Raw genomic sequence first — 3,174 nt, forward strand, 5'->3', positions numbered from 1 at the left:
CCGAGCAGGAGCAGCTGCAGTCGATGCGCCCGGCCCTCGACGGCAACCGGATCCAGGAGATCCTCGGCATCCCGCCCGGGCCGGTCGTCGGAGAGGCGTACCGGTTCCTCCTCGACGTGCGCCTGGACGAGGGCGTCGTCGACGAGGCCGAGGCCGAGCAGCGCCTGCGCGCCTGGTGGGCTTCCCGCCCGCCGGCGAACCCGTGAGACGAAAGCGGGCCGCCGAAACGGTGGGTGTCACCCAGGGTCTCGGCGCCCCGGTTTCGTCTCACCGGCTCGCGCGCGCGGATGCCGCGCGGGTGCTCACCCGGCGCTGAACAGGTCCAGCAGCCACGGCACCGCCACCGCGACAACGCACAGGCCGGTCAGCAGCCAGGGGAATCGCGTGGTCAGGCGGCGTCCCTCGGGCGCGACGCCGGGCGGCGGGCGCAGCAGCCCGGCGGGCGGGGTGAACGGCAGCGACCCCGCCGTCCTGCTCCCCGTCGCCGCCGAGAACGCCGCATGGCCGTCGCCGGATGCCGCCTGCAGCATCCGCTCATCGCGCCAGCGTTCCCACTGGTCGAGTTTGTCGAGCACGGCCGCCACGGCTCCGAACAGCCACTCCCAGGTGGCCGGGTCGGTCGTGCTCGCGTTGCGCTTGGTGTACATGAGCAGCCAGTCGTCGACGATCTCGACGTCGAGTTCCGCCGCATTGTCGATGAACCTCGCCATGACGTCGGGGGTGAACAGGTACAGGGCGTCCCGCTCGTACCCCTCGGGGCAGTACAGCGCGAAGTGGCGGTCGAAGTCGCCCTCGAGGCTGAGACGCTGCTGCTTCGTGTACAGCGTCGGCAGGTTGGATCCGAACAGGCTGTTGTTGCCGGTGGCATCCAGCACGATGTGCGGCAGCGGGGTGTCGAGCTTCACGGCGACGTACCCCCACCGATGGGTGCTGCGGTGTTTCCCGGAGCCGGTGGTGTACACGTAGTTGGCGAACTCGACGGCCCGAGGCTCGTCACCGCGCACCAGGTCGAAGCTCTGCCGGCGAGAGCCGGTGTTGAAGATCATCCCGGGCAGTGACGGGTTCGCCCGCTGCGGGGTGTAGCTCATCCCGTTCGCGCGGGCGAAGCGGTCGAGCCGATAGCGCCGGGTCGCCGCGCGCATCTGCGAGAAGAAGGTGACCACCACGCCGAACAGCGCCGCCACCGACAGCACCACGAAGAAGGGCGCCATCTCCGACAGCTCGACGAGGAACGACGACCGGGACGTCACCGCCCCGATCAGCATCATCCCCGCCAAGAACACCAGGACCACGCCGAATCCCACGATGCTGGCCGTCACTTCGTTCTGCGTCCGCCCCGACGCGCGCAGTTCCTTCGAGAACGCGCGGACGGCCGCGCGATCGACGCGCTGCGTCAGCGGTCGGGTGTCGAAGGGCACGGATGCCGCCGTCGTGGGGTGCGTCACCGCATTCCGCCGAGCAGGCCGAACATCCCGGTCTGCATGAACAACTGCATCCCGAGCCACAGCAGGCCGAACAGTCCGACCGCGATGATGGCCCCCCACGGCACGCGCCGCCGCAGGCGCTGCCCCTGCTGCGCGACGCCGAGCGGCGGGCGCAGCGACTCGGTCGGCGGGGTGAACGGAAGCGTCTGGGCGCCCCCGGCGAGAGCGGGCTCCGCCTGGGCGGCCGCGTGCCCCGCCTGAGCGGTCGCGAGCGCATGCGCGTGCTGCTCGGGCTGGGCCAGCCGCTCGTCGCGCCACCGCTCCCACTGCGCGAGTTTGTCGAGCATGGCCCCCACCACGGAGAACAGCCAGGCCCACATCCGAGGGTCCAGGGTGGAGAAGTCGCGCCGGGCGTAGAGGAACAGCCAGTCGTCGACGATCTCGACGTCGAGGGCCGCGGCGTTGTCGATGAAGCGGGCCATGATGTCGGGCGTGAACAGGTACAGGGCGTCGCGTTCGTAGCCGGCGGGGCAGTAGAGCGTGAAGTAGCGGTCGAAGTCGCCCTCGAGGCTGAGTCGCTGCTCCTTGTCGAACGCGGCCGGCAGGTTCGAGCCCAGCAGGCCGTTGTTGCCCACGGCATCCAGCACGATGTGCGGCAACGGCGTGTTCAGCCTGATCGCGATGTACCCCCACTTGTGGGTGGTGCTGTTCTTGCCGGACCCGGTCGTATAGCGGTAGTTGGCGAACTCGACCCACCGCGGCTGCCCGCCACGCAGAATCTCCGATGCGGTGCGGGCGGACCCCTGATGGAAGATCAGACCCGGCAGCGGCGGGTTCTTCGCTTCGGGGTAGAACGTGAGCCCGTTCGATGCCGCGAACCGGTCGAGCCGATACCGACGTTCCCCACTGCCACGCGACGACCGCACGATGACGACGATCACGATCGTGAAGACGGCGGCCACGAGCAGCAGCGGCAGGAGCGCGACCACCCCGAACCCCTCTCCCGTCGAGGAGGCGATGGCGAAGAAGACCGCGCCGAGGCTCCCGAAGCCGGTCACCATGATCACGCCCACCACGATGAGGATGATCACCGTGATCGGCAGTCCCACGTTGTACGGGGCGCGCCCGGAGGTCACCAGATGCTGCTTGTGGGCCTTGATCGCGGCGCGATCGACCGGCTCGGTCAGCGCGCGCGTATCGAACGGAACGGATGCCGCAGGTGTCGTCATCGCAGTATCTCCCCCAGGTGGTGCGGCCGGGTGTCCAGCAACGCACGGACGTCGCGCGTCGACATCGACTGGTCCCCCAACATGTCCCCCTGCACGCGCTCACGCTATCGAATGCCGGGGGAGGATGCCGTGCGGGGCATCCACGCATCGCGCGGTCGCACGCGTGGGGCGGCATCCGTTAGACTGTCGAGGTTGTCCGTTCACCGTGCCACTCGGCGCATGCGAACGGGCAGTGCACACACCCTCCTGCTTCCGGGAAATGCCCGGGAGCCGTTCTAGTCCGAAGGAGGTGGGTAAGTGACGCACATCCACCAGTACGAACTGATGGTGATCCTCAACCCCGAGATCGACGAGCGCCTCGTCGCCACCAATCTTGAGAAGTTCCTCAAGGTCATCACCAATGATGGTGGCACGATCGACAACGTCGACATCTGGGGTCGCCGCCGTCTCGCATACGAGATCCAGAAGAAGACCGAGGGCGTCTACGCCGTCGTCAACTTCACCGCGAGCAGCGAGTCCGC

3 protein-coding genes and 1 pseudogene are annotated in these 3,174 nt (G+C 68.7%); 2 read left to right on the forward strand and 2 right to left on the reverse strand.

What is annotated here, in order from left to right:
- Positions 1-206 (forward strand): annotated as a pseudogene (locus tag NQ160_RS21235) (CCA tRNA nucleotidyltransferase); the annotation flags it as partial.
- Positions 207-302: 96 nt separating this feature from the next.
- Here the strand turns inward: NQ160_RS21235 and NQ160_RS21240 are convergent.
- Both NQ160_RS21240 and NQ160_RS21245 read right to left on the reverse strand, forming a co-directional pair.
- Positions 303-1,445: a hypothetical protein gene (locus NQ160_RS21240; protein WP_257517060.1), complete on the reverse strand. Its 1,143-nt coding sequence runs from the start codon at positions 1,443-1,445 to the stop codon at positions 303-305.
- Positions 1,442-2,653 (reverse strand): DUF3137 domain-containing protein, encoded by a 1,212-nt coding sequence (locus tag NQ160_RS21245; RefSeq protein WP_257517061.1) that lies wholly within the window; start codon positions 2,651-2,653, stop codon positions 1,442-1,444. Before NQ160_RS21245 ends, NQ160_RS21240 begins: the two co-directional genes overlap by 4 nt.
- A gap of 324 nt (positions 2,654-2,977) precedes the next feature.
- On the opposite strand from NQ160_RS21245, the gene rpsF reads away from it, so the two are divergent.
- On the forward strand, positions 2,978-3,174 hold a 197-nt coding region (gene rpsF, locus NQ160_RS21250), incomplete at its 3' end, for a 30S ribosomal protein S6 (protein WP_257516052.1).

The organism is Microbacterium sp. zg.Y909 (assembly GCF_024626565.1).

What these genes read in the sequence shown, in the direction of transcription:
- NQ160_RS21245 (WP_257517061.1), bottom strand. Translation starts at nt 2,653, where the DNA reads ATGACGACACCTGCGGCATCCGTTCCGTTCGATACGCGCGCGCTGACC.